The sequence below is a fragment of the Klebsiella spallanzanii genome (assembly GCF_902158555.1).
In the GTDB taxonomy this organism is placed as follows: domain Bacteria; phylum Pseudomonadota; class Gammaproteobacteria; order Enterobacterales; family Enterobacteriaceae; genus Klebsiella; species Klebsiella spallanzanii.
In genome coordinates this window covers 499726-520895 of the sequence record NZ_CABGGS010000001.1, presented here as the reverse complement: position 1 = coordinate 520895, position 21170 = coordinate 499726, and the positions used below count along the sequence as shown (strand labels likewise).

Here is a 21170-nt window from a genome sequence, read left to right as displayed (position 1 = left end):
TAAATTCTGGCGTTATGCCAGGCGCGGGTAGGCGCTGGCGATATCGTCGCCGGTAAACTGGGCGATCCAGCCTTCCGGGTTATCGAAAATGCGGATCGCGGTGAAGTTCGGCTCTGACCCCATGTCAAACCAGTGCGGCGTATGCGCAGGGACGGAAATCAAATCGTTCTTTTCGCACAGGACCTGAAACACCTCGTCGCCAATATGAAGGCAAAACAGACCGGCGCCTTCGACGAAGAAGCGCACTTCGTCTTCTCCATGAGTATGTTCATTGAGGAATTTTTCCCGCAGCGCATCTTTCTGCGGGTTATCCGCGCGCAAGCTGATAACGTCCCAGCTCTGGTAACCCTTCTCTGCTACCAGCTTATCAATCGCGTGTTGATAAGCGGCAATGACCGTTTCTGATGTTGGCGCAGCGCCTAAATCGCGGTCGGCCTGCCAGCGCTCGAAACGTACGCCTTTAGCGTTGAGCTGCTGTTGGATCTCTTCGGCGTTGGTGCTGTGCCAGAGCGGGGTTTGCGGGTCTTTCACGGAAAAAATGGTTAATGCGCTCATGCTGGGATCTGCTCCGGATGAATATCGTCAAAACGCTGAACTTGCGGATGATGGCTGGCCGGGTCACGGTCGCCGCGCACCAGTTGTACGGTACGGAAACCGGCCTCTTCTGCGGCATCCAGCTCCTGATGGATATCGGACAGGAACAAAACCGCGGCGGGAGGGTGCCCCAGTTGCTCAGCAATATTGTGGTAGGACTGCACTTCACGCTTAGCGCCTACCAGGGTATCGAAATAGCCGTTGAACAAATGAGTAATATCACCTTCATCGCTGTAGCCAAATAACAATTTCTGCGCGGCAACGGAGCCTGAGGAATATACATACAAATCAATACCCTGAGACTTCCATTTTTCCAGCGCCGGAAGAACATCCGGATAAAGATGCCCGGTGAAGTCGCCGTTCACATAGCCTTCGCGCCAGATAATGCCCTGTAGCGCCTTCAGGGCGGTGGACTTGCGGTCTTCATCCATAAAGGTGAACAGCGTAGCAATAAGCTGCTCGGTGCTGGCTCCTGGCTGGGCTATCTCTTCGCGCAGGTTATCAAGGATAGTCTTTACCGGTTCAACAAACTGCTGAGCGGTAACAAAACCGGTCAGCCGTTCGCGGGCGTAGGGAAACAGGATGTTATGGACGAAGCGAATATCGCTGGTGGTGCCTTCAATATCGGTCACGATAGCGCGGATCATGAGTTCTCCAGAGTGAGCGGTGGGTCGTGCTGACGGTGGCGTTGTGTTGATAGCTGCATTTCAATCATAAGCGAAATAACATTATCATTTAGACGTCTAAGCGTCTTGATTGCCAAATATTAGCATCGTGTTATAGTGGCTTCAACAACAGCATTACAGACGGTACAAAAAGAATGAGCAATAAGCCACTGATTCCTGAGAGTAAACTCCCTTCACTGGGCACCACTATTTTTACCCAAATGAGCGCCCTGGCCCAACAGCATCAGGCGATTAACCTGTCGCAAGGGTTTCCGGATTTTGACGGCCCGCGCTACCTGCAGGAGCGGCTGGCGTATCATGTTGCGCAGGGGGCCAACCAGTATGCTCCGATGACCGGCGTGGCGGCGCTGCGCGAAGCTATTGTCGATAAAACCGAAGAGTTGTACGGTTACCGCCCCGATGCCAATAGCGACGTAACCGTGACCGCCGGGGCGACGGAGGCGCTGTATGCGGCGATTACTGCCCTGGTGCGCGCCGGTGATGAAGTTATCTGTTTTGACCCGAGCTACGACAGCTATGCCCCGGCGATTGAGCTGTCGGGCGGCGTGCTCAAGCGTATTGCTCTCCAGCCGCCGTATTTTCGCGTTGACTGGCAGCAGTTCGCCGGGACCCTCAGCGATAAAACCCGATTGGTGATCCTCAATACTCCGCACAACCCGTCGGCGACGGTATGGCAGCGCGAAGATTTCGCCGCCCTGTGGCAGGCTATTGCCGATCGTGAAATCTATGTGATTAGCGATGAAGTTTATGAACATATCTGCTTTGCCGCCGAAGGGCATGCCAGCGTGTTGGCGCATCCGCAGCTGCGCGAACGGGCGGTGGCGGTTTCTTCATTCGGCAAAACTTTTCACATGACCGGCTGGAAGGTGGGTTACTGCGTGGCGCCCGCCGCCATTAGCGCCGAACTGCGTAAGGTGCATCAGTATCTGACGTTTGCCGTCAATACACCTGCTCAGTTGGCGATTGCCGATATGTTGCGCAGCGAACCGGAGCACTATCGTCAGTTGCCGGAGTTTTACCGCGAGCGTCGGGATCTGTTTATTGACGCGCTGCGTACCAGCCGTCTTGAAATTCTGCCCTGCGAAGGGACGTATTTCCTGCTGGCGGACTACAGCGCAATCTCGGATCTGGATGATGTGAATTTTTGCCGCTGGCTAACCACAGAAATTGGCGTGGCGGCGATCCCGCTGTCGGTATTCTGCGCTGACCCGTTCCCGCATAAGCTGATTCGCCTGTGCTTCGCGAAACAGCCAGCAACGCTGCTGGCTGCGGCAGAACGCCTGTGTCGTTTGTAGCTATTTAACGGTCCATGCCTGAGAGAATTGACGGTCGCCGAACATCTCCACCAGACCGTTGATTTGCTTCAGGCGTAATACTTCATCTGAGTCCATTCCTAATTCTTTGCCGATTTTATCGTCTGACCAGCCGAGATGCGCCAGCTCCTGGACAATCTCCGACATTGCATGAATCTGATGACGCCCGCGCGCCCGGTTGTGGCGAATGGTGGCAGCCATCAGGGAGTCGCGCTTAGCGGTACTGCTCTCCAGACAGGTGACGGGGAGATAGCCTTTCAGTCGTTTTTTCAGCGCTGCTTTGCCGTTGGCTAGCTCGTGGCGATGAAAACCATCGACAATCGAGTAGTGTTCCTGTCCCTGTTTCAGCACCACGATGGGCTGAGTGAAGCCATCCGTTTCGAGTGATGTGAACAATAAACGCTTTTCCGGCGGCGCAAGGTTATTGGGGTTGTAATCATTAGGCGAAACAGTTTCCTGTTTTACCCACAGCACACAGTCAACGGGCTGCGTCTTGAACGGGCTATATTCATGCAGAATCTGGCGAAAGGTATTAAGCGCATTAATTCTCTCTTCCTCGCCTTTCAGTGATTGTAGATAGAGTTCAATATCCTGGATCAGTTGTCGTTGCATAGTATTCCCCATTGCTGGCGCTTCTTATTCATACGCTCGCGGTAGCGTTTATATTGATTAGCTTTGGTCGGGCTAAAAGAGAGCTGGCGGCACCAGTAATCATTGTTCAATAGAACTTTGCAGATGCGCCGCCATGAAGGGATGTCTTTGGAGCCGATATCCGACGGCTGAGTGTCCGGAATATCCATCATTCCCTGTTTCTGGTACCAGTGGAGATAGACTGCTATTTTATTGCGATAGTGTTCTGCCGTTTTCTCCGGCATGCTGTCGAGCAAAAACAGGGCATAGCTTTTCCACGTATGGTGTTCTGGTTTATCCAGTTTGCGATGGCCGTAGAACTGATTATCGTGACCGGCATAGACTCCGCCGCAGTGAACGCCGCTAACGCGCTGGCACATGGCGGCCCAGCGTTCAGGTTCCAGGACATGATACAGCCAAAGACCCTGGCGCTGTTCAGGGCCAAAGGGTTCACAGATGCGCATGTAGCGTAGCGGGACGCCCGCCTGGTACATCAGGTTATAGAGCGGGTTGTAGGAAAGGCCGCTTTTGCCAAACCAGGTCCAGATATCGGCAGTTTTCCAGTCGTAGATGGGGTAGATATACCACGCATGACCGCCCGGTGCGGAGGTGGTCCAGGGTTTGTCGTCGGCAAAACGCAGTTTTCGCTGCGAGGAAATGGTGATAAACCGATTAAGCGATTCATCGGCACGAATGCCGACCATGACTGCGGCCGGCCGGTTTTGCGAGAACCAGTCGGCAAATTCGCGGACAAAGGTTTCAAAGCTCATTCCGGGTTGATAAAACGGGAAATAGCCAGGGTCGGTTATAGCGTCCTCTGGTGGCTGTCGGACCCAGGGCGCGCCGGGTTCCCAGCACTGCCACTCGGGGTTGTATTGGGTCAGAGAGTTTTGGGTGGTGAGGGGGAGCGCCACCCAAAAAAATTGCTCAATAACGTCGTGATACTCTTCGCGCATCTTTTCACAATGAGCAATGGTACAGGAGAACTGCGCTTCCCAGTCAATAAACAGGACGCAAATTTTTTTGCCCACTTTGCGTGCATGCTGCGCCGTGAGATGCAGCATGGTTGTAGAATCTTTACCGCCAGAAAAAGAGACACAAATACGGGAGAAGTTTTCCATCACCCATTCTATTCGCTGCTGACTGGCTTGCAGTACAGATTCTGGTAATGGAAGTTTTATAAAAGACACAGCCACTATTCCTTTAATGCTAAAGATACAGTGTTGTTATATCATATTTCTTTTCTAATCAAGAGATTAGTTATTATTCATTGCGTGAATAATAACGTCTTAATTATGCGTAAATATTATTTTTTTTGCAGTCATCAATAAACTTCGCAAAATTTGGATCATCAAGGTTGACCCGGTTGTAAATCATATAAATCGTCATGGTTGGGATCTTGAAGGGAGTATCTAAAGTTTTAAATTTATTTTTGAAACTTATCTGCTCCAGAATGCATGTGGGGACAAAGCCAATTAAATCAGTTTGTTGAATAACGTTCAGGATGGCGATGTATGAATCGCTGCTAAATGATATTTTCCGGTCAGAAAGAAAGCTACTCGTCTGACTTTGAAATGATTTAGTACCCTGGTCATTTGAAAGATAACCAGTAAAACCTTCCTGAAGTATCGCTTTTGTTGTTGTTAATGACTCCTTTCGTGGATGATGTTCGCTACAAACGAGAGCGATATCCACTTCCTGAACCAATTTACATACGGTTGCGCGAGATGAGATTGGCATAGTGCTAAATATCAGGTCTGCCTTACGATAAGATAACAGGTTTTCGACAGATTCCCCGGATGCCAGAAGATCATGATGCTCTACATGTATATTTGCTTCATCTAATAACATGTGAATCAGACTTGTTGTTTTTATGGTGATAAAAAGTTGCGGAGCATAGACAACAAGGCGTTTTCTTAACTCTGAACGATTGGTGATATTGATAGTTTGTTCAAGCTGGTTAAGGTTTTTTTCCAGGTGATTGTGTAAATTAACACCTACCGTAGTGGGGGTGATCCCTTTACCGGAACGAACAAATAGCGGATCGTTAAGCTGGGTACGCAGGCGCTGAAGCGATTGACTGACGGCCGAAGGCGTAATAAATAGCGTTTCAGCGGCTTTACTGATGCTTAAATTCTGATAAATGCATTCAAAAATAACCAGTAGGTTCAGGTCAAACTTTTTGAGATCGTAAAGGTTAGCCATAATCAACGTCCTGTTAAGTTGGCAGAAGGGAAAAGAGAATATTGTGTATGTGCATTATATGCATTGCGTGATTATTCATTATTATTTAAACTAAGTGCTGCATTAAGTTTATCTAAATATATACCACCATTGAGCATTTCGCCAGATCCTTTTGTGTACTACTAAGCCTGACGGAAAATGGTCGTTTATGAAGAGTTACCCCACCCCTATCATCATCTGTAGTTTTTCTTTATCTGGAAGACCTGGTGTTTTCTGGAGTGCGCTTTCTTATTCATGCAGTAAATGGCAGATGTGACGTTGGTACCCGGATTATTCATTAATTACTGGTCGAAATTAAGTACCTCATGAGTTCAGGTGGAATGGAGGTTGGCGCCTCTATATCGTATTTGCCGTCGTGATGTTCGTTGTCGAGCCAGATCTGCTCAGGCTTTTCGTTGGTCAGAGTCGCTACCGCGACGGTCGGACTTGCTGGTTTGAACGCCCGGACTAACTTATGCTTAGTAAAATCAATGAGAAGAGTAAGTGTAGAGGTCAAACCTATTACAGCCATAGGCAAGACCTGCAGTCACGCGGATTGCCCTTTGATTCAGTGGGTGATGTAATCCCCAAGCTGTTACATTAAGGTGTAGAGCGCAACACATTGCCAGCTTGCTGGCGCTGAACCTACCTGCGGGTATTTCAGGTAATGGGGCCGCCTGAAAGGGCGGCCTTTTTACTTTTCAGCACATAAAATGCGAAAAGCGGCGGAAGCTTGCCATCGCGTTGACCGGTTCACAAAGTTGTCTTGTTACGGTTGTTAGATAACGCTTATTGATTCGATAATGCAAACGCATTGGTCGAGTCAGGAAAAATTCGTTAACTTAGACCTCAACGAAAACACGGAGGAAGTATAGATGTCCTTAATTAATACCAAAATCAAACCTTTTAAAAACCAGGCGTTCAAAAACGGTGAATTCATCGAAGTAACCGAGAAAGATACTGAAGGCCGCTGGAGCGTCTTCTTCTTCTATCCGGCTGACTTCACCTTCGTTTGCCCGACTGAACTGGGTGACGTGGCGGACCATTATGAAGAACTGCAGAAGCTGGGCGTAGACGTTTACTCCGTATCTACTGATACCCACTTCACCCACAAAGCGTGGCACAGCAGCTCTGAAACTATCGCGAAAATCAAATATGCGATGATCGGCGACCCGACTGGCGCCCTGACCCGTAACTTCGACAACATGCGTGAAGATGAAGGTCTGGCAGATCGTGCAACCTTCGTTGTTGACCCACAGGGTATTATCCAGGCTATCGAAGTTACCGCTGAAGGTATCGGCCGCGATGCATCTGATCTGCTGCGTAAAATCAAAGCCGCTCAGTATGTAGCTTCTCACCCAGGTGAAGTTTGCCCGGCTAAATGGAAAGAAGGCGAAGCGACTCTGGCTCCTTCTTTAGATCTGGTTGGTAAGATCTAAAATTCGCAGCGCCTTTCACGCTACAAGTGCGTTGGCTTCGCTTAATCACCCCGGTTAGTTACTTATGTAAGCTCCCGGGGATTCATAAGCTTGCGGCCTTCTTGTAACGCGAAATACTGGCGAATTAATCCTCAAGCGGGTGCGCCGCACCCGTTTTATTCCAGCACCATAATGCAAGCGCATTCAGGCTGCCTGAACGAGGCCGCTTGCATGATGATGTTTTAAGCCCAGGAGATTAAAAATGCTCGACACCAACATGAAAACCCAGCTCAAGGCCTATCTTGAGAAGCTGACCAAACCTGTTGAGCTGATTGCCACGCTGGATGACGGCGCTAAATCGGCAGAAATCAGGGAACTGCTGGCTGAAATTGCTGAACTGTCAGATAAAGTCACCTTCAAGGAGGATAATGGCCTGGCGGTACGTAAGCCGTCATTCCTCATTACCAACCCAGGTTCTCACCAGGGGCCGCGTTTTGCTGGTTCTCCACTGGGGCATGAATTCACCTCTTTAGTTTTGGCCCTGCTGTGGACCGGCGGTCATCCGTCAAAAGAAGCGCAGTCTTTGCTGGAGCAAATCCGCGACATTGATGGTGATTTTGAATTCGAAACCTATTATTCGCTTTCATGCCACAACTGCCCGGATGTGGTTCAGGCGTTAAACCTGATGGCGGTATTGAATCCGCGTATTAAGCATACGGCGATTGACGGCGGAACCTACCAGAATGAAATCACCGAGCGCAATGTGATGGGCGTACCGGCGGTCTTTATGAACGGTAAGGAATTTGGTCAGGGTCGTATGACGCTGACCGAGATCGTTGCCAAAGTCGATACTGGTGCGGAAAAACGTGCGGCCGAAGAGCTGAATAAACGTGAAGCTTATGATGTGTTAATTGTCGGCTCAGGCCCGTCCGGCGCAGCTGCGGCCGTTTACTCTGCGCGTAAAGGCATTCGTACCGGTCTGATGGGGGAACGCTTTGGCGGCCAGGTGCTGGATACCGTTGATATCGAAAACTATATCTCAGTACCAAAAACGGAAGGCCAGAAACTGGCTGGCGCGTTAAAAGCGCACGTCAGCGAATACGATGTTGATGTTATTGATTCTCAGAGCGCTTCTAAACTGATTCCTGCTTCAGTTGAAGGCGGCCTGCATCAGGTTGAGACCGCTTCTGGCGCGGTGCTGAAAGCACGTAGCGTTATCATTGCCACCGGTGCTAAATGGCGTAACATGAACGTTCCGGGTGAAGATCAGTATCGCACGAAGGGCGTGACCTACTGTCCGCACTGCGACGGCCCGCTGTTTAAAGGTAAGCGCGTGGCGGTTATCGGCGGTGGTAACTCCGGCGTGGAAGCCGCAATCGATCTGGCAGGCGTAGTTGAACACGTGACTTTGCTTGAGTTTGCGCCGGAGATGAAAGCGGATCAGGTTTTGCAGGACAAAGTTCGTAGCCTGAAGAATGTAGATATTATTCTTAACGCGCAGACTACGGAAGTGGTAGGCGACGGCAGCAAAGTCACCGGTCTGCAGTACCGTGACCGCGTGAGCGGCGACGAGCATCACGTGGCGCTGTCCGGGATTTTCGTGCAGATAGGCCTGCTGCCGAATACCAACTGGCTGGAAGGCGCGATTGAGCGTAACCGCATGGGTGAAATCATCATCGATGCGAAATGTGAAACCAACGTGAAGGGCGTGTTCGCTGCGGGCGACTGCACGACGGTACCGTACAAACAGATTATTATCGCCACTGGCGAAGGTGCGAAAGCTTCGCTTAGCTCATTCGACTACCTGATTCGCACTAAGACCGCATAATTCATAATAAAGTAAGACTAAACCTGCACAGCAAAGAGGCTACCTGGAGTAGCCTCTTTTTTTTACCTCAATAATGTTATCTAACGACCATCACAGGAATATGAGCATGGCGTATCACGCTTGAGGCATTAGATCCAAGCAGGTGCGTGCTGATTGACGGATTGCGCGAACCTATCACCACCACATCGGCTTTAATTTCATTTGCCAGTTCATTGACCATATCTCGCACGTTACCAAAGCGGACATGCATTTTGATTCGCGACGGGTCAATGCTGAAATGCCCGGCCATCGTTTGCAGGCGCGTTTCTGCTTCATGTTGCAAATGCTCTTCAAAACGGCGCAGATCGGCGGTGAAACGACTCATTGTGAAGCTTGATGATCCAGGTAGTACGTGGAGAAGATGGATAACCCCGTCCTGCTGGGCTAAAAACTCCGCATGGCGAACGGCTTTATCGCTTAACTCCATTTCAAAGACATCAACGGGCATAATGATTGTTTTATACATATGCATTCCTCCTTGTTCGTCTGCTTCTATATCAACATATTATAGGAAAGTATTGTGCCATTCAGGTCGCAAAATTGTCAGATCGGATGGCATGTGGCGTAAAAGTTTGTCAAAAGAGAAGAGGGGAGTGAAAGATGCAGAAAGAGGATGTGATTACATCCTCTGGATAAAGCGCAAAGCGCCTCAGGCAGTGGGGAGATTAACGGTGGAAATCGCCAGCGGCTTCCGGCTGATACAGCAGCTCCAGCACTTCGAGGTGCGTTGAGGTACCACCCGGCAATTCCCAGTGAATGGCGCTGCCGACTTTGAGTCCTAGCAAGGCGGCGCCAACCGGGGCCATAACCGACAACTGAGTGGCGCTATCAGTGGCCTGAGCCGGGAAAACCAGCGTGCGGATGCGTTCTTCACCCGTCGTTAAATCGCGGAATCTGACCTGGCTGTTCATGCTGACAACATCATGCGGCATGGCTTCTGGAGCCAGCATTTGCGCGCGGTCAAGCTCGTCGTTCAATGCATTCGCGACCGGTGAGTTGGCGAACGCAGGTTGTTCCAGCAGCCTGTCGATGCGTTCTGCATCAAGTTCATTAATGATGATTGCGGGTCTGGTCATCGCATACTCCATGTTATCCAGGAACCTGTCCGTAAAAGAAAACCCTCACCGAAAATGGCAAGGGTTAATGTCCACTCATCATACTGAGACTTGGTGATGGTTTGAAGTGATTAAACGCACATTCAGTGATGAATGATAGCTGGGTTGTATGAAATTCAACCAGCCTTATCCAGCAGAAATTGCTTACCGCAGTTTCCCGGATGGGGCTGGGGTAAGAAAGAATCAGTGGAAAGAGGGTCATTGATCGCCGTGGCTTTGATCGAGATTTGCATCTCAGTCAGGTAGGCGGGATTGCCGTTGCAGGTCAGTTTGAACGCCTTAACGTTCTGTTTTCCATAGGCAGCTGCAGCCGCAGCGTTGAAGCCATCCCGGCTAATCGTTTGACCATAGTGTTTCGCCATGAAGGTGCCCAAAGGGCTTTGTTTGATCTCAGCGTTCAGGCGTACCATAGCACCGAAATAGTTGTCAGGATTAAAACCAAAGCAGATCCCGTGCTTGGCGTATTCATAACGCTCAAGACATGAATTACCACCAGAACCCGGCATTACGCCGTTAAGTTTATTCGCCATTTCCAGTGATAGGCCCGTTTCCGCTGCCTGGCATTTTTGCCCGGCCTTGGCTTCCGGCATATTGGGGATAGGGCGTGTCGCGCAGCCAAAGCGCATCCAGCGCCGCTCGTCGACACCGCGCGCCGCGATGGATTTGGGCAAGCTGGGCCATAGCCCGTGTACGGTCAGGAAATCAGCTTTATTGCTGCGTTCTTGCTGCAATCGACACTCTTCCGGCTCGCTGCGGTTGCGGTCTTGCATGCTTTGGCAAAACCCTGTTTGCCAGGAGAGGGCCAGTACGTAGCGGTCAAAATCGCCGTATTGCGTTGCGATCAGCGGATCCGCGCTGACTTGAGTCGTACCGAGCAAGAGAGCAATGGCGACGAAATCCTTCCTGAACATTTTTATTCCTGATGACAGATGGTCATTGATAACATTGAGTTATTAAAGCATAAAAAAGGCGCCAGCAGGCGCCTTTTCGCGGGGTTTCAACGTTAGCGGATTGCGCTGCCGGGGACTAATACCTCGGTGGCGATAATAACCACCAATAAGCCAACCAGAACCGGGACTGAGGTCCGTTTTACCACTTCGAACGGTGATATTTTTGCCATTCCTGCCACGGCGACGACAACACCAGATACTGGTGAAATAGTCCTGCCGAGGTTAGATGCCTGTAGCATCGGAATGGAAAGATAGGCGGGGTTGATGCCGGAAGAGTGTGCCAGCTTCGGGATCATCTCAACGAAAGCATAAAATGGGGCATTACCAGAACCCGTCGTCATCGCCGCCAGCATGGTCAGAATGACCAGGACCAGCATCAAAATGATACTAGCGGAGCCAAACGATGTGGCTATGGAGATCAGTCCGTTAATAAAGCCAATGGTACTCAGCCCTTGGGCAAAGACACCGGCGGCAACCAACAGCATGACCACGCCAGCGAATGCATCAGCCATACCGCGATAGGCTGCTTCCAGCCCGTTGAATACATTTTTAGTGTTAAAGCCACGGCAAAATTCCAGAACCGCGGCCAGCAGCATACAGAGAACGAGAATCGCGATGATGTGCAACTCAGGTCCCCATTTCCCGTCGAAAATAAGTACACCAATAATCGGCGTAAACGGCAGGATGGCGTAGAAGGCTGGGGCTGTGGTGGTAATTTCGTTCACATCAAGCATTTCGTGAACCACGTTCTCTTTTTTATCCAGATAGCGTTGCCAGAAAAAGTGGGCGATTGCCATGCTGATAATGGCCACAATAGAGATGGGGAGCGTAGTTTTAAAAGCAAAGTCAATCAACGGCATTTCGGCGGCTTTGGCGGCCAAAACGACATCGCCAGAAGTAGGGGAGAGAATAATCGCCGCAGGGGAGGCGCAAATCGCTGCGGCAGCACCGCGGCTGATGCCAACATTGACCATTACCGGGAACAGCGTCGCCATGAGCAGTACGCCGAGACCTGTTGCTGAGGAGACCGCCAGCGACATCAGACAGGCAACAAAATAAGCGGCGATCATCAATAGATAAGGAGAGTTAATATAGCGCAGCGGTTTTGATGCAAGCTTCACGACCATGTCGTTGGCGCCTATGTGCGTCATATAGGTGGCGAAACCGCACAGCATCATAATCATCATGCCGAGATCGCCGCCGCGGCTCATCAGCAATATCTTGATGTATTCAACAATATCGGTCGCGGAATAACCGGTACTCGTTGCGTCGCCAGGTAAAATCTTATGTCCCATCAGCGCACTGGCGATGAGTAATACTAAACCGCCGACGAACAGCACACCGGTGGCGGAATAGCCTTTAATGATATAGCGGGCGACGCCCACAATGACCACAATCCCAATAAGGATCTCTACTAGCGTAAGCATTCTGTACCCCTAAACCATTAACCCAAAGAATCTGCTGATAAATGAAGCGAAGGAAAAATTAAGTGAGCGAATGTGCCTAAAAAACGGACGGAACTCGCTGATGCAAATCAATAAATCGATGAGAATCATTGCATGTCGGTGCTATAAAAACGTAAGGGGTGACGATTTTCAGATTCTTGTACCGTATAAATCAAGAGTTTGCCTTATTCCGTTAAGGTAGTATTAAGATTATCTTTGCTATCTTACTTCGTTTTAAAAATGATATTGGTAATAGAGAAGTGTTAATGCTACGTCGATTTACATGGTTTTTTCTTGGCTGCCTGGGCCTGTTGTTCTCATCCGCTTACGCTAACGCATCGTTTAGCTCAACGCTTCGCGACGGCTATAACACGCTGACCGATAACGTCGCACAGACCTGGAATGAGCCTGAACATTACGATCTCTATATCCCAGCGGTGACGTGGCATGCCCGTTTCGCTTACGACAAAGAGAAAACTGACAGGTACAACGAACGCCCGTGGGGAGCTGGTTTTGGCGTCTCCCGATGGGACGAAAAAGGGAACTGGCATGGCATTTATCTCATGGCTTTCAAAGACTCTTATAATAAATGGGAGCCCATCGGCGGCTATGGTTGGGAGAAAACCTGGCGTCCTTTGGCTGACGACAACTTCCACCTTGGTTTAGGCTACACCCTTGGCGTGACGGCGCGTGATAACTGGAATTATATCCCGATTCCGGTAGTGCTGCCTCTGGCTTCCATCGGTTACGGCCCTGCAACGTTCCAGATGACCTATATACCGGGTACCTACAACAACGGTAACGTTTACTTTGCATGGGCGCGCATTCAGTTTTAATGCGGCATTTCATAGTGATAAAAGAGATAAGCGCACTGTCTTGTGGAAAAACAAAGACTAAAGTGAACAGCGTACAAAAAGATAGAGACTTTTATCACTTTTTAGCAAAGTTGCGCTGGACAAAAGGTACCACAATTGGTGTACTGATACCCGACACAGTATTAGTGTCGATTTTTTCATATAAAGGTAATTTTGATGTCTAAGATTAAAGGTAACGTTAAGTGGTTTAATGAGTCCAAAGGATTCGGTTTCATTACTCCGGAAGATGGCAGCAAAGATGTATTCGTACATTTCTCTGCAATCCAGTCCAACGGTTTCAAAACTCTGGCTGAAGGTCAGCGCGTAGAGTTCGAAATCACTAACGGTGCCAAAGGCCCTTCTGCTGCAAACGTAATGCCTATCTAAGCAACGCGTCAGTAGAATATAAAAACCCGCGATTAGCGGGTTTTTTTTTGCCTGCGGCTAGCGGCTGGCAGCGTGAGAAAACAACCAGAATGCAGCGGCCGTCATGGCAAATGAGCCGAGTAAATTGACGAGAATGTTTAGCAACGCCCAGCTGAAACGTCCTTGCTGCAGTAAAAATACAACTTCAGCGGAAAAAGTGGAGAAGGTGGTCAGCCCGCCGCAAAAGCCGGTGGTAATGAGTAGTTTCCACATCGGATCGATATCCGTCAGGCGATTGAACCAGGCCAGACCGGCACCGATAATGAAAGCCCCTAAAAGGTTAGCGGTGAGGGTACCAATGGGGATGGCATGGTGCATTGGGTTAAACTTCATGCCCAGCCACCAGCGTAAAACGCTGCCGGTGCCGCCGCCAAGAAACACAGCCAAAAGGAGTTGCAACACGGTCATTTCCTGTTTATTGGTTGATACTAAACTTCGAGTGTAGCGCGCGAAATACCTTGCTGGCTATGAATTACCAGATGGGAGAAAAAAGATGCTTGTTGCTGCCGGACAATTTGTCGTAACGCCGGACTGGGTGGCTAATGCACAGACCTGCGTTGGCATGATGCACCAGGCCGCAGATCGGGGCGCGGCGCTTTTAGTTTTACCTGAGGCGCTGTTGGCGCGAGATGATAACGATGCGGATTTATCGGTTAAGTCAGCTCAGTCACTGGATGGCGGTTTTTTACAGCTTCTGTTGGCGGAAAGCCGGAATAACGATTTGACAACGGTACTGACCCTGCATGTGCCCTCAGTCGCGGGGCGAGCAGCTAACACGCTGGTGGCTTTGCGTCAGGGTAAGATTATTGCGCAATATCAAAAACTGCATCTGTATGACGCTTTCAACATTCAGGAATCCCGGCTGGTCGATGCTGGGGAACACGTTCCACCGCTTATTGAGGTGGGAGGGATGCGCGTCGGGCTGATGACCTGCTACGATTTACGTTTCCCTGAGCTGGCACTGGCGTTAGCGCTCAACGGCGCGCAGCTATTCGTGTTACCTACCGCGTGGGTGAAGGGGCCGATGAAAGAACATCACTGGGCGACGCTATTGGCGGCTCGCGCTCTGGATACGACCTGTTATATTGTCGCAGCAGGAGAGTGTGGGGCGCGTAATATTGGTCAGAGTCGTATCATTGATCCTTTGGGGACGACTCTTGCCGGGGCGGGGGAGCAGCCGCAGCTGATTTTTGCCGAGCTTTCAGCCGATTATCTTCAGCAGGTGCGAGAGCGCTTGCCGGTGTTGCAGAATCGTCGATTTGCGCCACCGCAATTATTATGACGTTTTTTTAAACAAGGCTTGATTCACCTTGTTACAGATTGCTATTGTGTCCGCGCGTCAAATAGCCGTTAATTGTATACGTGTATGATGGCGTATTCGCAGCTTGTATTAGAGAAGAAGGTTAGCTATGGGTGAGATTAGTATTACCAAACTGCTGGTAGTCGCAGCGCTGATTATCTTAGTGTTTGGTACCAAAAAATTACGCACGCTGGGTGGAGACCTGGGCTCGGCTATCAAAGGCTTCAAGAAAGCCATGAACGATGACGATGATAGTGCGAAAAAGACCAGTGCAGAAGAAGAAACTCCGGCACAGAAGCTCTCTCATAAAGAGTAATTAACGATGTGTCCCCAGTGACGGGGGCATATTGCCGACTGGTATAACCGGGTCGGCAAAGAGGCCGCAGCGTTGAGCGTTGCGGCCCTCTTTTTTGTCACAAATTTGCGATTTTGCCAGAAAAGATGCAACTAACTGTTACCGCGTTGGGCTTTTCATTGAGTCGTAGAGTAAGCAAGGGCAGAACAGACCGCAGCGCTAAAAATAAACGCTGCGGTTGGGGAAGGGATTACTTCACTTCCATGCCCTTGGCTTGCAGGTCAGCATGATAGGACGAACGAACAAACGGGCCGCATGCGGCATGGGTAAAGCCCATCGCCATTGCTTCGGCTTTCATCTCTTCAAACTCATCCGGACTAACATAGCGCTGTACCGGCAGGTGATGGCGGCTGGGCTGCAGATACTGGCCTAAAGTTAGCATGGTGACGCCATGGCGGCGCAAATCGCGCATGACTTCAACGATTTCGGCATTGGTTTCGCCTAAACCAACCATCAAGCCTGATTTCGTCGGGATCTCTGGATGCGCTTCTTTAAAACGCTCCAGCAGCTTCAGAGACCAGTTGTAATCGGCCCCCGGGCGAACCTGACGATACAGGCGAGGGACGTTTTCGAGGTTATGGTTAAACACATCCGGCGGTGTCGCCTGGAGGATTTCCAGCGCACGATCCATACGGCCGCGGAAGTCAGGAACCAGGGTTTCAATCTTAATCGACGGGCTTTTTTCGCGAATAGCGCTGATGCAGTCGGCGAAGTGCTGAGCGCCTCCATCACGCAGATCGTCGCGATCCACGGAGGTTACGACCACATAGCGCAAAGCCATATCGGCGATGGTTTGTGCCAGCTTCTGTGGTTCGTTAGCGTCCGGTGTAACCGGGCGGCCGTGGGCAACATCGCAGAACGGGCAGCGACGGGTGCAGATTGCGCCCAGGATCATAAAGGTTGCCGTTCCGTGGTTAAAACATTCCGCGAGGTTAGGGCAAGAGGCTTCTTCGCACACGGAGTGCAGGCCGTTCTTACGCATCGCTGCCTTGATCCCCTGGATACGGGACGAGTCAGCCGGAAGTTTGATTTTCATCCATTCCGGTTTTCTGAGCAGAGCTTCACGCTCAGTTGCCACGTTTTTCACCGGGATAAGGGCCATTTTATCGGCATCGCGGTATTTAACACCGCGTTCCATCACAATGGGTTTACTCATAGCGTGCGTGTTCCAGTTGCGAGTGACGAAGGAAAGCGAATCAATTCAAGTAAATGTTGTATTTATCAACTATTTTTGAATTAAACGCAGGCAGTATATCATTGATACGGGGGATAAAGCAGCCTGCTTGCCGGGCAAATTGTAAAATAGTTGTTGTTTTATGCTTTTCCCTCCCGTGCCTTATTACCTAAAAAGCCTGGCGAATGGTCTCGACAATCTCTTTCAACAAGGGTTCCTGCGCACTGAGCTTGTTATAATGTAGCGAAATATCGACTCTTTCTTCTCGTAAAGGAGCGAAATCAAGTATTTTTAACGGCCAAATTCGTTCTACCAGGGAAAACATCCCGGAAGTTATCAACCCCAGCATGTCGCTCTCGCTGACCAGTGCGGCTTGCGTTAACAGATTGTAGCTACTGAAACCGCAGCGACGTTCACCTAACTCTTCCTGTAAGCGACGAAGAATTGCCGCATAGCGATGATGCTCAGGTTGCAGTAACGCGAATTCATATTGGCGAAGGTTTTCTGCGGTTGTCGGCATTTGCAGCACCGGATGACCTGTCCGACAATATATGTGCACGGTATCCTGAAATAATACATGGTGCGTAATCCCCTGTCCGCCATGCGCGAAGCTGTCAATCATCAGATCAACCTGGCGCTGGTGTAACTGGTTGGCAGCGTCATTGATGGCGATATTGTGCAGCAAAACCTGAGGAAAGGCGCTGCGTAATTTTTTGGTGATAACCGGCATCAGCAGTGTCCCAATCGCTGGAGAGGTGGCGATGGTGATGACGCGCTCCTGATGTGTGTTTCCGCTTAAATCCAGAGCATTAAGAAATGCCGCCATTCCCTGACTAATATGCTGATGCAGATGTGTAGCGTAAGCCGTTGGCGTAACGCCCTGGCCTTTGCGAATAAATAACGGGTCAGGGAAGAGGGCGCGCAGTTTGTTGATTGACTGACTAATTGCGGACGGCGTGATATTAAGTACTTTTGCTGCGTTAACGATACCTTTATGTACGTAAACCGCTTCAAAAATAGTCAGTAAATTGAGATCAATATTACGCAGGATACGAAACATCTGCCGACCATGATGATCGTCATGCTGATCGCCAGGTTCAGCGCGAGAGTTATTTTCTTTCACTCGATATTTCCGCTAGTGATGATTAGTTCCATTATAGCGGTCGCAATTATTTGATTCGTGATAATAGATTGCAAAGTAGAAACTTATTGCGTTCTTGAGGGAGAGTTTGACGCCCCGCAGTAGCGGGACGAGATAATTAACAGGCTGGAACGTATTCGTAAGGTGGATTATCCAACAACGCTAGTAGGTTAGCGGCCAATCTGGGGGCAACGATTTCTGTACGAATATCAGGCTGCCATTGGCGCATTTGCGTCATCTCCATCCCGGCATAACCGCAGGGGTTAATTCTCAGGAACGGCGACAGATCCATGTTGATATTCAGCGCCAGGCCGTGGAATGAGCAACCTTTACGAATGCGCAGACCCAGAGAGCAGATTTTTTGCTCGCCAACATAGACGCCGGGGGCGTCCGCGCGCGGGTGTGATTCAATGCCATATTCCGCCAGGGTGTTCACGACGGTTTGCTCTAATAGAGTGACCAGTTCACGCACGCCTAACTTGCGGCGTTTCAGATTCAGCAAAACGTACATCACCTGCTGTCCGGGGCCATGATAGGTGACCTGGCCGCCGCGATCGCTCTGAATCACCGGAATATCGCCGGGAACGAGAACATGTTCAGCTTTTCCGGCCTGACCTTGAGTGAACACCGGATGATGCTCTACCAGCCAGATTTCATCCAGCGTGGCATCGTCGCGGGTGTCGGTAAATTCATGCATTGCCTGCGAGACAGGTTCGTAAGGTTGCAGGCCGAGCTGGCGGATGAGGATTTTATTGTGCTGCAAAACAACATCTCCGCAGAGAGAGAATAACTTGAGTAGGGGAGTATATCACAGCGAGGAAAAGAGAATGACCCGGCGTGGGGCCGGGTCGGGGAATCTATTTACAGCACCATCCGCACGATTTCAATATTGCCCAGTTCTTCGTACAGGGTTTCTACCTGCTCAATGTGCGTAGCGTTGATGGTAATAGAGACAGAGTGGTAGTTGCCTTTGCTGCTGGGTTTTACCGTCGGAGAGTAATCACCTGGTGCATGGCGCTGTACCACTTCAACCACCTGGTCAACCAGCTCCGGCAACGCCTGTCCCATCACTTTGTAAGTAAAGGGAGTAGGGAATTCAAGCAGTTCGTTAAGTTTGGTTTTCATGTCAGCTCCGGTGTTACAACAAAAAATAATAACTCCCACGACCTGTGGGAGTTATCTGGATACTTAGTATATGGGGACGTAAATCACACTTTCAAGCGTTCGATTTTTAACCAAACCAGTGATGGAACATTAATTTAATGTAATCAATAATTTTGCCGAAGAAATTACCTTCCGGGATTTCCTGCAGTACGACCAGAGGGCGCTGATCGATAGTTTTTCCATCCAGCTGGAAGTTGATGGTGCCCACGACCTGATTTTTCTGTAGCGGTGCGTGCAACTCAGCGTTGTTCAGAACGTAGCTGGCTTTCAGGTCTTTCATACGGCCGCGTGGGATAGTCAGATAAACGTCTTTATCCACGCCGAGGGAAGCGCGGTCGCTATCGCCAAACCAGGCGGGCTCGGAGGCGAACTCTTTCCCGGCTTTAATCGGGTTAACGGTTTCAAAAAAGCGGAAGCCCCAGGTTAGCAGCTTTTTGCTTTCTGATTCACGGCCCTTGTAGGTCCGGCCACCCATTACGGCAGAGATTAGGCGCATTTGGCCTTCGGTTGCCGAAGCCACGAGGTTATAGCCCGCTTTGTCCGTATGGCCGGTTTTAATACCGTCGACGTTCAGGCTGTTATCCCACAGAAGGCCGTTACGGTTGAGCTGGCGAATACCGTTGAAGGTAAATTCTTTTTCTTTATAGATGGTGTATTCGTTCGGTACATCGCGGATCAGTGCCTGGCCGATTAGCGCCATATCGCGCGCTGAGCTGAACTGACCATCTGCATCCAGACCATGTACAGTCTGGAAGTGGGTATTCTTCAGGCCCAAGGCGTTAACATAATTGTTCATCAGGCTAACGAAGGCATCCTGACTGCCGGCGACGTAGTCGGCCATCGCCACGCAGGCGTCGTTACCCGACTGCAGGTTGATACCACGGATCAACTGGGAAACCGGCACCTGCATGCCTGGTTTAAGGAACATCAGCGAGGAACCTTTAAAGACCGGGTTACCGGTTGCCCACGCATCGTTCCCAACGGTAACCAGATCGGACTCTTTAAATTTGCCCGCTTTCATAGCCTGGCCAATCACATAGCTGGTCATCATTTTAGTCAGGCTTGCCGGATCGCGACGAGAGTCGGCGTTGTTTTCTGCCAGAACTTTGCCTGAGTTGTAATCGATAAGAACCCAGGATTCGGCGTCAATCTGCGGGGCGCCTGGGATCATAGTTTTGATATTCAGGTCATCGGCGCGGGCAGCGGAGGACAGCGCTGCCACGGAGAGCGCCGTAACGAGTAAACGAGCGGTAAAAGAGGTCTTCATGGTCTGAACAACGGCATCCGTGATGGAGTTAAAAAAGTGCCTTACTATAACAAATGCACTATGAACCAGCATCCGACATTGCGCACGACTTTGTTAATGACTTTGTCATGCGCATCGAACAGCGGGCACAGGTCCTATGCCTTTAGTTGGCGCGAGTAATAAATGATTGCAGTTGAGCTTCGCTTTGCAGGCGCTGTTGAATCGTACTGGCCTGTGCTTTGCTGCTGAATGGGCCTAGCTGGATACGCCATACCGCGCCGTTTTGCGTGACGCGTCCTGGAACAGAAAACTGTTGACTCAGACGCTGCTGATACTGTTGCGCACGAGCCTGATCGCTCACTGCGCCGACTTGCACGACAAAATCGCCGCTGGCGCTTGCTGTTGCGGCAGGAGTCACCGCAGCGGTTGCGGCGACGGCAGGCGCAACGCTGCCCTGTACTGAGCCCGGAGCGGTAACCGGTGCAGTCTGCACGACGGGTTCGCTACCTTCCAGTACGCCGCTATTCAGAGGCGTTGGCGCGCCCAGGAATCCACCGCTGTTTACCGGCGCACCGGTGCTGTCTTCTGGCTTCAGCGTTGAGTTGCTGATGGCGTGTACGTCAGTTTGCTCTGGCTGGCCCATTGCCGCGCTGCCGTCGCCATCAAGATTCGGGCGGGCAGGCAGGGCGTAAGTCTGTTTGGCAACGGTTGTACATGCCATACCTGGACCGGAAAGCGAACCATCCGGTGCGACAACGATCGGATCGATGCGCACTTTGGTATTATTCGAGGTATTCAGGCGATCGGCCGACGCACGGGAAAGCGAAATAACGCGATCGTTACCATATGGCCCGCGATCGTTTATACGCACGACGATCATGCGGCCGTTCGCCAGGTTGGTGATCCGCGCGTAGCTTGGAATGGGCAACGTTGGATGGGCTGCTGTAAGCTGCGTGGGATCAAAAGCCTCCCCGGATGCGGTCAAATTACTGTTAGGTTCGGCATCGTAGATTGCCGCGAAGCCAGCCTGGGTAAAGTTAGACGGATCCTGGACGATTTTGTAGCTTTTGCCGTCGCGCTCATAATCCTGATTCGCCGTTGCGTTAGGCGTTTCATACTGCGGATCGGCACCGCTGATTTCCACCGTCGGGCCATTGCAAACGGCCGGCTGCGGGGTACTGACCGTTTTCTGTTGAACGTCTTCACCCGAACATGCCGCCAGCAGTCCTGCTGCTATGCAGATCCCTAGCCATTGCTTACGCATCGCGA

General features: G+C 50.6%; 23 protein-coding genes. 7 read left to right on the top strand and 16 right to left on the bottom strand.

Annotated elements, in window-relative coordinates; translation table 11 throughout:
* Positions 1–12: 12 nt before the first annotated feature.
* Positions 13–555 carry a 1,2-dihydroxy-3-keto-5-methylthiopentene dioxygenase gene (locus FN082_RS02620; RefSeq protein WP_139538640.1) on the bottom strand — a complete coding sequence of 181 codons (543 nt, stop codon included), beginning with the start codon at positions 553–555 and terminating at the stop codon, positions 13–15.
* Positions 552–1241: an acireductone synthase gene (gene mtnC / locus FN082_RS02615; RefSeq protein ID WP_142981093.1), complete on the bottom strand. Its 690-nt coding sequence runs from the start codon at positions 1239–1241 to the stop codon at positions 552–554. Before mtnC ends, FN082_RS02620 begins: the two co-directional genes overlap by 4 nt.
* Positions 1242–1429: 188 nt before the next feature.
* Between mtnC and FN082_RS02610 the strand changes: the two genes are divergently transcribed.
* Entirely contained in the window at positions 1430–2575 is a 1146-nt protein-coding gene (locus tag FN082_RS02610; protein WP_185932097.1) for a pyridoxal phosphate-dependent aminotransferase, read from the top strand.
* Here FN082_RS02610 and FN082_RS02605 read toward each other — a convergent pair whose 3' ends face one another.
* The 3 genes from FN082_RS02605 to citR all read right to left on the bottom strand — a co-directional run bounded on the left by FN082_RS02605 (position 2576) and on the right by citR (position 5428).
* Complete coding sequence (locus tag FN082_RS02605) at positions 2576–3205, bottom strand: IbrB-like domain-containing protein (protein ID WP_142464120.1); 630 nt, start codon at positions 3203–3205, stop codon at positions 2576–2578.
* A complete protein-coding gene (locus tag FN082_RS02600) occupies positions 3190–4413 on the bottom strand; it encodes a phosphoadenosine phosphosulfate reductase (protein ID WP_142464121.1) in 1224 nt (407 codons plus the stop codon). The genes FN082_RS02605 and FN082_RS02600 overlap by 16 nt, the downstream gene beginning before the upstream one ends.
* Before the next feature lie 103 nt (positions 4414–4516).
* Entirely contained in the window at positions 4517–5428 is a 912-nt protein-coding gene (gene citR, locus FN082_RS02595) for a DNA-binding transcriptional repressor CitR (RefSeq protein ID WP_142981091.1), read from the bottom strand.
* Positions 5429–6321: 893 nt separating this feature from the next.
* Here citR and ahpC point away from each other — a divergent pair.
* Together ahpC and ahpF are read left to right on the top strand one after the other, a co-directional pair.
* Positions 6322–6885: an alkyl hydroperoxide reductase subunit C gene (gene ahpC, locus FN082_RS02590; RefSeq protein ID WP_002894394.1), complete on the top strand. Its 564-nt coding sequence runs from the start codon at positions 6322–6324 to the stop codon at positions 6883–6885.
* 241 nt (positions 6886–7126) lie between these two features.
* The gene (gene ahpF, locus FN082_RS02585) at positions 7127–8692 is read left to right on the top strand and encodes an alkyl hydroperoxide reductase subunit F (RefSeq protein WP_139538646.1); all 1566 of its coding nucleotides are present in this window, start codon (positions 7127–7129) and stop codon (positions 8690–8692) included.
* A 76-nt stretch (positions 8693–8768) separates the two neighbouring features.
* Here ahpF and uspG read toward each other — a convergent pair whose 3' ends face one another.
* The 4 genes from uspG to dcuC all read right to left on the bottom strand — a co-directional run bounded on the left by uspG (position 8769) and on the right by dcuC (position 12223).
* A complete protein-coding gene (uspG, locus tag FN082_RS02580) occupies positions 8769–9197 on the bottom strand; it encodes a universal stress protein UspG (protein WP_139538647.1) in 429 nt (142 codons plus the stop codon).
* A 199-nt stretch (positions 9198–9396) separates the two neighbouring features.
* Positions 9397–9807, bottom strand: a complete 411-nt coding sequence (gene rnk / locus FN082_RS02575; RefSeq protein WP_142467551.1) for a nucleoside diphosphate kinase regulator — start codon at positions 9805–9807, stop codon at positions 9397–9399.
* A 155-nt stretch (positions 9808–9962) separates the two neighbouring features.
* Positions 9963–10757: a ribonuclease I gene (rna, locus tag FN082_RS02570; RefSeq protein ID WP_142981090.1), complete on the bottom strand. Its 795-nt coding sequence runs from the start codon at positions 10755–10757 to the stop codon at positions 9963–9965.
* A 92-nt stretch (positions 10758–10849) separates the two neighbouring features.
* Complete coding sequence (dcuC, locus tag FN082_RS02565) at positions 10850–12223, bottom strand: anaerobic C4-dicarboxylate transporter DcuC (protein WP_142981089.1); 1374 nt, start codon at positions 12221–12223, stop codon at positions 10850–10852.
* Positions 12224–12501: 278 nt separating this feature from the next.
* On the opposite strand from dcuC, the gene pagP reads away from it, so the two are divergent.
* Both pagP and cspE read left to right on the top strand, forming a co-directional pair.
* Complete coding sequence (gene pagP, locus FN082_RS02560) at positions 12502–13077, top strand: lipid IV(A) palmitoyltransferase PagP (protein ID WP_180349558.1); 576 nt, start codon at positions 12502–12504, stop codon at positions 13075–13077.
* 195 nt (positions 13078–13272) lie between these two features.
* The gene (gene cspE, locus FN082_RS02555) at positions 13273–13482 is read left to right on the top strand and encodes a transcription antiterminator/RNA stability regulator CspE (protein WP_004100146.1); all 210 of its coding nucleotides are present in this window, start codon (positions 13273–13275) and stop codon (positions 13480–13482) included.
* 57 nt (positions 13483–13539) lie between these two features.
* Here the strand turns inward: cspE and crcB are convergent, their stop codons facing one another.
* Positions 13540–13923: a fluoride efflux transporter CrcB gene (crcB, locus tag FN082_RS02550; protein ID WP_139538652.1), complete on the bottom strand. Its 384-nt coding sequence runs from the start codon at positions 13921–13923 to the stop codon at positions 13540–13542.
* A gap of 91 nt (positions 13924–14014) precedes the next feature.
* Here crcB and FN082_RS02545 point away from each other — a divergent pair, with 91 nt between their 5' ends.
* Both FN082_RS02545 and tatE read left to right on the top strand, forming a co-directional pair.
* Positions 14015–14803, top strand: a complete 789-nt coding sequence (locus FN082_RS02545) for a deaminated glutathione amidase (protein ID WP_142981088.1) — start codon at positions 14015–14017, stop codon at positions 14801–14803.
* 127 nt (positions 14804–14930) lie between these two features.
* The gene (gene tatE, locus FN082_RS02540) at positions 14931–15137 is read left to right on the top strand and encodes a twin-arginine translocase subunit TatE (RefSeq protein ID WP_041144572.1); all 207 of its coding nucleotides are present in this window, start codon (positions 14931–14933) and stop codon (positions 15135–15137) included.
* 229 nt (positions 15138–15366) lie between these two features.
* Here the strand turns inward: tatE and lipA are convergent, their stop codons facing one another.
* From lipA to rlpA, 6 genes are all read right to left on the bottom strand, one after another.
* Positions 15367–16332, bottom strand: coding sequence for a lipoyl synthase (lipA, locus tag FN082_RS02535; RefSeq protein ID WP_139538654.1), 966 nt, complete (start codon positions 16330–16332; stop codon positions 15367–15369).
* A gap of 187 nt (positions 16333–16519) precedes the next feature.
* Positions 16520–17473, bottom strand: a complete 954-nt coding sequence (locus tag FN082_RS02530) for a YbeF family transcriptional regulator (RefSeq protein ID WP_139538655.1) — start codon at positions 17471–17473, stop codon at positions 16520–16522.
* 136 nt (positions 17474–17609) lie between these two features.
* Positions 17610–18254: a lipoyl(octanoyl) transferase LipB gene (lipB, locus tag FN082_RS02525; RefSeq protein ID WP_139538656.1), complete on the bottom strand. Its 645-nt coding sequence runs from the start codon at positions 18252–18254 to the stop codon at positions 17610–17612.
* Between the two features lie 98 nt (positions 18255–18352).
* Entirely contained in the window at positions 18353–18616 is a 264-nt protein-coding gene (gene ybeD, locus FN082_RS02520; RefSeq protein WP_004100153.1) for a DUF493 family protein YbeD, read from the bottom strand.
* 106 nt (positions 18617–18722) lie between these two features.
* A complete protein-coding gene (dacA, locus tag FN082_RS02515) occupies positions 18723–19922 on the bottom strand; it encodes a D-alanyl-D-alanine carboxypeptidase DacA (protein WP_142463093.1) in 1200 nt (399 codons plus the stop codon).
* A gap of 142 nt (positions 19923–20064) precedes the next feature.
* Positions 20065–21165: an endolytic peptidoglycan transglycosylase RlpA gene (gene rlpA / locus FN082_RS02510; RefSeq protein ID WP_139538658.1), complete on the bottom strand. Its 1101-nt coding sequence runs from the start codon at positions 21163–21165 to the stop codon at positions 20065–20067.
* Between the last annotated feature and the right edge of the window lie 5 nt (positions 21166–21170).

What these genes read in the sequence shown, in the direction of transcription:
- dcuC (WP_142981089.1), bottom strand. Translation starts at nt 12,223, where the DNA reads ATGCTTACGCTAGTAGAGATCCTTATTGGGATTGTGGTCATTGTGGGC.
- FN082_RS02545 (WP_142981088.1), top strand. Translation starts at nt 14,015, where the DNA reads ATGCTTGTTGCTGCCGGACAATTTGTCGTAACGCCGGACTGGGTGGCT.
- dacA (WP_142463093.1), bottom strand. Translation starts at nt 19,922, where the DNA reads ATGAAGACCTCTTTTACCGCTCGTTTACTCGTTACGGCGCTCTCCGTG.
- mtnC (WP_142981093.1), bottom strand. Translation starts at nt 1,241, where the DNA reads ATGATCCGCGCTATCGTGACCGATATTGAAGGCACCACCAGCGATATT.
- rna (WP_142981090.1), bottom strand. Translation starts at nt 10,757, where the DNA reads ATGTTCAGGAAGGATTTCGTCGCCATTGCTCTCTTGCTCGGTACGACT.
- FN082_RS02620 (WP_139538640.1), bottom strand. Translation starts at nt 555, where the DNA reads ATGAGCGCATTAACCATTTTTTCCGTGAAAGACCCGCAAACCCCGCTC.
- ahpF (WP_139538646.1), top strand. Translation starts at nt 7,127, where the DNA reads ATGCTCGACACCAACATGAAAACCCAGCTCAAGGCCTATCTTGAGAAG.
- rlpA (WP_139538658.1), bottom strand. Translation starts at nt 21,165, where the DNA reads ATGCGTAAGCAATGGCTAGGGATCTGCATAGCAGCAGGACTGCTGGCG.
- tatE (WP_041144572.1), top strand. Translation starts at nt 14,931, where the DNA reads ATGGGTGAGATTAGTATTACCAAACTGCTGGTAGTCGCAGCGCTGATT.
- lipA (WP_139538654.1), bottom strand. Translation starts at nt 16,332, where the DNA reads ATGAGTAAACCCATTGTGATGGAACGCGGTGTTAAATACCGCGATGCC.
- citR (WP_142981091.1), bottom strand. Translation starts at nt 5,428, where the DNA reads ATGGCTAACCTTTACGATCTCAAAAAGTTTGACCTGAACCTACTGGTT.
- ahpC (WP_002894394.1), top strand. Translation starts at nt 6,322, where the DNA reads ATGTCCTTAATTAATACCAAAATCAAACCTTTTAAAAACCAGGCGTTC.
- cspE (WP_004100146.1), top strand. Translation starts at nt 13,273, where the DNA reads ATGTCTAAGATTAAAGGTAACGTTAAGTGGTTTAATGAGTCCAAAGGA.
- uspG (WP_139538647.1), bottom strand. Translation starts at nt 9,197, where the DNA reads ATGTATAAAACAATCATTATGCCCGTTGATGTCTTTGAAATGGAGTTA.
- rnk (WP_142467551.1), bottom strand. Translation starts at nt 9,807, where the DNA reads ATGACCAGACCCGCAATCATCATTAATGAACTTGATGCAGAACGCATC.
- ybeD (WP_004100153.1), bottom strand. Translation starts at nt 18,616, where the DNA reads ATGAAAACCAAACTTAACGAACTGCTTGAATTCCCTACTCCCTTTACT.
- FN082_RS02605 (WP_142464120.1), bottom strand. Translation starts at nt 3,205, where the DNA reads ATGCAACGACAACTGATCCAGGATATTGAACTCTATCTACAATCACTG.